General features: G+C 56.1%; 7 protein-coding genes. 1 reads left to right on the top strand and 6 read right to left on the bottom strand.

Annotated elements, in window-relative coordinates:
• Positions 1-257: 257 nt before the first annotated feature.
• The 5 genes from VGH19_07155 to VGH19_07135 all read right to left on the bottom strand — a co-directional run bounded on the left by VGH19_07155 (position 258) and on the right by VGH19_07135 (position 4,191).
• Positions 258-1,544 carry a lactate racemase domain-containing protein gene (locus VGH19_07155; GenBank protein ID HEY1171124.1) on the bottom strand — a complete coding sequence of 429 codons (1,287 nt, stop codon included), beginning with the start codon at positions 1,542-1,544 and terminating at the stop codon, positions 258-260.
• 5 nt (positions 1,545-1,549) lie between these two features.
• Entirely contained in the window at positions 1,550-1,744 is a 195-nt protein-coding gene (locus VGH19_07150) for a type II toxin-antitoxin system HicB family antitoxin (protein HEY1171123.1), read from the bottom strand.
• Positions 1,745-1,872: 128 nt separating this feature from the next.
• The gene (locus VGH19_07145; GenBank protein HEY1171122.1) at positions 1,873-2,685 is read right to left on the bottom strand and encodes an SDR family NAD(P)-dependent oxidoreductase; all 813 of its coding nucleotides are present in this window, start codon (positions 2,683-2,685) and stop codon (positions 1,873-1,875) included.
• A 151-nt stretch (positions 2,686-2,836) separates the two neighbouring features.
• The gene (locus tag VGH19_07140) at positions 2,837-3,217 is read right to left on the bottom strand and encodes a hypothetical protein (GenBank protein ID HEY1171121.1); all 381 of its coding nucleotides are present in this window, start codon (positions 3,215-3,217) and stop codon (positions 2,837-2,839) included.
• Between the two features lie 26 nt (positions 3,218-3,243).
• Positions 3,244-4,191 carry a prepilin-type N-terminal cleavage/methylation domain-containing protein gene (locus tag VGH19_07135; protein ID HEY1171120.1) on the bottom strand — a complete coding sequence of 316 codons (948 nt, stop codon included), beginning with the start codon at positions 4,189-4,191 and terminating at the stop codon, positions 3,244-3,246.
• A 213-nt stretch (positions 4,192-4,404) separates the two neighbouring features.
• Here VGH19_07135 and VGH19_07130 point away from each other — a divergent pair, with 213 nt between their 5' ends.
• Positions 4,405-5,355, top strand: a complete 951-nt coding sequence (locus VGH19_07130) for a DHH family phosphoesterase (GenBank protein ID HEY1171119.1) — start codon at positions 4,405-4,407, stop codon at positions 5,353-5,355.
• Here the strand turns inward: VGH19_07130 and VGH19_07125 are convergent.
• The gene (locus VGH19_07125; protein ID HEY1171118.1) at positions 5,352-6,395 is read right to left on the bottom strand and encodes a YHYH protein; all 1,044 of its coding nucleotides are present in this window, start codon (positions 6,393-6,395) and stop codon (positions 5,352-5,354) included. The two genes, VGH19_07130 and VGH19_07125, sit on opposite strands and share 4 nt — an antisense overlap.
• Between the last annotated feature and the right edge of the window lie 111 nt (positions 6,396-6,506).

Genomic DNA, 6,506 nt, shown 5'->3' with positions numbered 1-6,506 from the left:
GGCGATTTCCTCGCGGGTCCCTTCGTCCTGATCATAAGAAACCAGAATCCGTTGCCGTAAATCCAGCGAAATGGGCCGTTTCATCCCCCAACTCTGCCAAACTTCCCGCAGAACGGCTATAACTTTATTTAAAACGCTCTAATTCTCGGTGCCTTGTGCCTCATATACATAGGCATTTTCAAAAGATGACTCTCAATAAAAACGCCGCCCTGAAATCTCAGAGCGGCGCTCGTAATTCGTAAATCCCAAATCGTAAATCAATACTCCCCGCCCGCCCACTTCGGCTGCTTTTTCAGGTGATAAAGCATCTCGCCCGCCTTCGGCACATATAGGATGCCTTCATCCTCGCGGTTCGCGAAATCTTCCTTGTTGATCGTCTTCGGATCGCGATAACCCATGTTGATCTTCTTGCAGATCTCCTCCGGAATGCCCGTCGCCAGCGTCACCTTCACGCGGCAATGTTCCACACCATTCTCGAACTTACCAATGCCGCGCACATGCGTGGAGTGCGCGATGACGCCCCACGGATAATCTTTGAACTTGTCCCACTGCTTCAGGAAGTAATCGCGGCAATGATAACCAATCTCGATGATCGTCTTCCCGTGCGCGATGCAGACCTCATGGATGTGCGGCGCGTAGATGATGAGCTCGCCGCCATCGGCGACCACCGGTTCCAGCTTGTACATACACTTGCCACCCGTCCACAGCTCGTCATACATCGCCGGGGCGCAGGAGAGCACTGTGTGAAACGGCTTATCCTTGTAGCAGATGTGATGCAGCTTCGAGACTTCGCTCGCCGCATCCCAAGCCGTCTCCGGCGTGCCCGCATACAGGCCCACCAGATCCTTGTTCGGCGCCACCACCATGCAAAAACATTTCTTCGGAATAGTGACCAAAGCACCTGCGCGATCCACCACCTTGCGCACCGGCGTCCACTTGTTACCGATGATCATCGGGTTCGTGACGACTGCGCCGAGCCAATGGAAGAAGTTCAAAATCTCCGGTCCACCCACACCGGGGAACAGATACTTGTTACCTCCGGAGAAACCAACGACCTCATGCGGGAACACTGGCCCCACGATGATGATCTGGTCGTATTCGAAGACGAGCTTGTTCACGTCCACGCCTACTTCCATCTCGAACAGACCGCTGGACAGCTCGCGGATATCTTCCTTGCTGATGGTGCCCACGCGCCGCAATGCCGCCGGATTATCCCACTCGTGGTTGAAGAATTTAACCTTGCGATACTTTCCCTGATGCTCGGCTTCGGTGATGTCGAGCCGCTCGCAGATGGCCGCTTCGCTCATCGGCTGATGCGTGCCCAGCGCCGTGAGGATGTCCATGGACTTCGTCACTTCACCGATCTGGTTGAAGAGCGTCTTGAAGAGCAAACCCACCGGGGCCGTGCGTGTGGCATCCGGCACGATGAGCAGCACTTTCTTGTCGCGATACTCTTTGGCCGGACAGGCTTGCGCGACGATCTCCACCACTTGCTGCGGCGAGATGCTGGAACCCGACGGAACGGATTGGCCGATGGCTTGCATAGATATTAAAATTTAGAAATAACAGTGAGCGGCATTCCCAGTTCCGCTCGGACTTCCAGACAAAGCGCGATCGCTTCTTTCAAATTCGTCAATGCCGCTGTTTTTGTTTGCCCCTGACTGACACAGCCAGGAATCGACAAACACTCCGCGACCCAAACTCCATCTTCGTCACATTCAACTTTGATACGATGCTGTAACACGACTTTAAAATACTCGGTCAGTAACGATTCTTCAAACCCGCTATAAATAACCCGCCGGCTCTCCTCCTTCTCCCCTCGGAGGGGAGAAGGATTGAGGATGAGGGGTGCCCCCTCGGGTTATCGACTGCTTATATCGTCTGCGACAAAAATCCACCATCCACCGTGATGTCCGTGCCCGTCACAAAGCTGCTCGCCTTGTGCGATGCGAGAAAGATGGTCGCACCGATCAATTCCTGTGATTCACCGAAACGGTTCATCGGTGTGTGGCCCCAAATGGCCTTCGTGCGTGCCGTCGGCGTGCCGTCGTCATTGAAAAGCAGCTTGCGGTTCTGCTCCGCCGGGAAGAAGCCGGGCGTCAACGTGTTCACGCGCACACCCTTCGTCGCCCATTCGCGCGCGAGGAACTTCGTGAGGCTGATCACCGCCGCCTTGGATGCCGAGTATGACACCACGCGCGAGAGTGGCAGATGCGCCGAGACGCTCGCGATGTTTATGATGCTGCCCTTGCCGCGCTTCGCCATCGCCGGGCCGAACTCCTGGCACGGCAAGAGGACACCACCAACCAGGTTCATGTCGAAATTCGCCTGCCAATCTTCCAACTTGATGGACTCGAACGGATGATCCGCCGTCACCGTCACCTTCGGGTCATTGCCACCCGCGGCATTGATCAGGATCGTCGGCGCACCGAGCTTCGCTTCGATCTGTTCATGCGCTTCACCGAGGCTGCAACGGCTGATGGCATCCGCCGTGAAGAACGCCGCCTGACCACCATTCGCTTGAATGGATTTCACCCGCGCCTCACCACGTTCCTGATTGCGGCCCAGCACGGCCACCTTGGCCCCTGCTGCGGCCAAGCCTTCAGCCAGAGATCCACCCAGGACACCGGTCGCGCCGATGACCACTGCCACATCACCTGAAAGATCGAAAAGATTGTTTGCCATTGCTGTATCTCGTTTTGCCGCCGGGTTCAGGCAAGGGACTTTCCCTGCGCTCTGAGCCATCGGACACCGCTATACTGCGTTCCCTACCGAAACCGGAAAGCAAAAAATCGCGAAGGCTTTCACCTTCGCGATTCGGTTGGAAACCAAAGAATCAGTCACGCCCGCCGAGGCGGATGCGTTTCGTGGCCTGATCAATGAAATAGATTTTGCCCGGAGGCGGAGTGGGCAATGATTGGATGGCGCCTGAAGAAACCAGTTCATCCACGTGCAAGGGCATGCGCTTGTTCTGGGCTTGAAAAGTTTCGATCGCGTTCTGGATCGGCTTCAGCTCCGGCTCTACATCGCCTGCTGGAGCCGCAGCCGGACTGGCCACTGCAGGCGCAGGACCCGTGGGTGCCACGGGACTGCTGGCAACCGGGTCCACAGTCGCGGCAGGTGCGGGAGCGGGCACAGCGGGCACTTCCGGTTCGGAATCAGAACATCCGATTGCCGCCAGCATCCCCAAGCTCAATATATATGCAGAAAACTTCATAGTTTATCTCCGTTTAAGTTTCAGCATCAGTCTTTGGCCTTGATCGTCCATTCACCTTTCGGAGCGGCCAGCGTGCCGTTCACACCGACAGTAGCTGCGGGATTCTTCGTCTCCGCATGTCCGTCCGCATACAGGTAGTTGAACATGTTGTTATGGTAAGCACTCTGCACGATGCCCGGATACGCCTTGGATCTGTTGGTGTCCGATGTCTGCAAATGCATGTCCGCGCGATGGATGGCGGAGAAAACCCGGCTGCCCGCCAGGTTTTCAAAGTTCGCCTGTTCAGTGATCCAGATGGTGTCGGTGGGGGCTTGCAAGGTAGCCGTTCTGACCGACGCCTGGGCATCAAAATTGAATTTGAAACGCCCATCATTTGTCATCGTGGAAAAAGACGGCACTACCACACCCCACGCCGCCACCTGCGCATTCCAGTTCGGATAGAAATCCGTAAAATCCCAATACAGCCCCATGCCCGTGTCACTGCTGGGGTTCGGCGGCCAGTTGGTTTGCTGCATGTTGAACAGCGTGGTGGCATAAGTCCGCCGTTGAGAATTATCCCAGCCGCCATCCGCACCGTTCTTCAGCGGGATGGTGTCGGACGGGCACAAAAGCATTTTCGGCGTTTTCCCCGATACGGCCGCACCCTGCTGCATATCCGTCCCATACATCGGCAATTGTCCACCCAGGCCTTTGTCCAACATTTCATCCCAGCTATACTGCCGGTCGGCGCCGGACCAATTGAACTTGGCGACCGATTGAGGGAATCTTTCCGACCAGGTCCCAGTGTAGATCGCGGTGGCATTCCCGATCGACTTCATATTATTCAAACACTTGGTGATCAAGGCCTTCTGCTTTGCCTTGGCCAACGCAGGCAACAACATGCCGGCCAAAATTGCGATGATGGCGATGACCACCAACAACTCGATCAATGTGAACGCTTTGCTCCTCTGCTTGTCAGACCTGAAATAACGCATACGGGTAAAAAGATGGTTCTTCAGCCCAATACGGCGGCTGCATGCTGTGTGATGCTCAAGTAACGCTATCGGCAAGCCATCGTCAAGCCTTGCTAATATAGGCAAAAAAACCCTGTCCAAAACTTATCATAAAGGACTACTGGGCCCGAATTACGCTGTCTGCCTCCATCTTTCCTCGCCAAAACCGCCCAGCCACGCTACATCCCCTCCGTAATGGCGATCGATTTGCCCAAACCTGAGGTCATCCTCACCCATGAAAGTGATCTGGACGGATTCACCTCCGGCCTGATCCTCCGTCGTTTGGCCGAAAAACTCTTCGGCGAAAACATCAAACTCGAGGCTCACCACAACAACTACTGGAAGCAGCGCAGCATGTCAGAGAAGGCAGCTTGGGTGAGCGATTTCACCTTTGAAGCCCGCTTCGACAAGCCCAACTGGCTCGTCCTGGATCACCACATCACTGATGTCACTGCCAAGCATGCCAAGCTCATCCACGACAAGGCTAAATCCGCCGGTCTCCTCTGTTATGAACTGGCCTGTGAACACGGTCTCGGTTCCCCTGCCTTGGAACGCCTCGTCTACCTGAACAACATCGCCGACCTCTTCCTCGAAGACGCCCCCGATTTCGCCCTCGCCCAAGATTACGCGAACTTGGTGAAAACCTACGGCTTCTGGAATCTCTACGAGATCATTGATGGTCGCTTGGAAAACCTGCTCGACCATCCACTGCTCGAAGTGATTGCCGTGAAGCGCCGCGTAGAAGACCCCATCGGTTTCGATTGGAGCCGCAATAACGTCAAACCGCTAAGCGATAAAGTCGGTTGGGTGAACACTGTAGTGGGGAATGTGAACCTCATCGTCCACCGCCTGCTCGATGAGCAAGCCACCCCTTACCCCGTCCTCGCCACCATATTCCGCCGCTCGGCCAATACCGTGATGGTCAGCTTCCGCAGCAAGAACGGCGAAGCCCTGCCCATCGCCCAACTCTTCCAAGGCGGTGGCCATCCCAATGCCGCCGGAGCCACCCTGCCCAAATCCGTCACCAACGTGGCCGATGCCGCAGAATACATGAAACGGATGCTCACGCCTGCCCCTCAACCTAAGGTCACGGGTGGCGGCGATTTGAACAGCCTTGCCTCCGTTTTGGATGGGTTGAAGCTTTAGAACGGTCTCTGCCCATCCGGTGGCCCACCACCCGGCGGACGTCCACCTCCAGGTCCACCGCCCGGAGGCCCAAATCCCGGCCCGCCTTGCCCGCCTGGACCTCCCGGTCCACGCCCTCCGGGACCACCCTGTCCACCGGGACCTTTGCCGCCTCCGGGTCCACCACCCGGCGGTCCTTTACGGAAACCCGCATCCGGGGTTCCACGCCAGTACCGCCCGAGCTGCGGAAACTCTTCCGTGATGTAGTAATGATAGATCCCCTCTGGATACTCCGGCGTCTTGCCGAAGCGCCCGTTGGATTCATCCAAGTCTCCACCGCCCCTCACGAATTCATAATCCACCGTAAATGTACCGTCATACTTGCCGCCAGGACTGTCCGTAGGACGTGTGCCTTGCTTCACCCGCCAGCTCGATTTCACCTTCTTGATCGCGCTGTTCGTATCCATCGCATCCGTGTGACCAAGGTTGGTGTAGATGGGAAAACCATCCGCCGCATATCCCACCAGCGTCATCTTGTTTGTCGCGCCTCCCAGCTTGTTGATCAGGCCCATCGGTAAGCCGTGATAATGATACGCCCCCGTCGGCTGCACATGCGCATTGTGCTGGTCGATGCCCAGATTGATCTTGCCGGACATCGCTTCATAATTCCACCGGCGATCACCATTCCAAAATTCACCCGTGCCCGGCTCAAACGGCACACCATTCAACGCCACGCCGAAGAATGCACCGTGATTGGGACTGAGATTGCCCGCTGCTTTGGGATTCGCCGGAACCTTGAAAGAATAACTCTGCGGACGCAGCGTGTTCGGATTGCCACGATTTGGAAATTGACCCGGCGTATGATCCGGCCAGCCGTTCGAGCGGATCACGCGGTTCGTTCCTTCCACCTTGATGCTCACCATGTTCGTGCCTGGAGCCACCGTCGCCAGCACCGTATCCCGCCCCGGTCTTTGCTGGTTCACCGGCCCGCGATCTGCCTGCGCGAAAACCGTACCGGTCAAACAAAGAGATAATCCTACCGTTAAAAATGCTTTGCTCATAGGCTTGAACACAGGAGACGAAGCCTATGTTAAGACCTCATGAGGCTAAGGGCGAGATATTGTTAAGGAACTGTAAAAAGAGCCGGTTTAGCCAGCAAAGTTCTTACAAAA

The organism is Verrucomicrobiia bacterium, from assembly GCA_036405135.1.
GTDB lineage: Bacteria > Verrucomicrobiota > Verrucomicrobiia > Limisphaerales > JAEYXS01 > JAEYXS01.
The sequence above is the reverse complement of the archived record's forward strand: the minus strand, read 5'-3'. Positions and strand labels throughout refer to the sequence as shown.

Excerpts from the sequence above, each read along its gene's own strand:
- VGH19_07145 (HEY1171122.1), bottom strand. The coding sequence starts at position 2,685 with ATGGCAAACAATCTTTTCGATCTTTCAGGTGATGTGGCAGTGGTCATC.
- VGH19_07130 (HEY1171119.1), top strand. The coding sequence starts at position 4,405 with ATGGCGATCGATTTGCCCAAACCTGAGGTCATCCTCACCCATGAAAGT.
- VGH19_07155 (HEY1171124.1), bottom strand. The coding sequence starts at position 1,544 with ATGCAAGCCATCGGCCAATCCGTTCCGTCGGGTTCCAGCATCTCGCCG.
- VGH19_07135 (HEY1171120.1), bottom strand. The coding sequence starts at position 4,191 with ATGCGTTATTTCAGGTCTGACAAGCAGAGGAGCAAAGCGTTCACATTG.
- VGH19_07140 (HEY1171121.1), bottom strand. The coding sequence starts at position 3,217 with ATGAAGTTTTCTGCATATATATTGAGCTTGGGGATGCTGGCGGCAATC.
- VGH19_07125 (HEY1171118.1), bottom strand. The coding sequence starts at position 6,395 with ATGAGCAAAGCATTTTTAACGGTAGGATTATCTCTTTGTTTGACCGGT.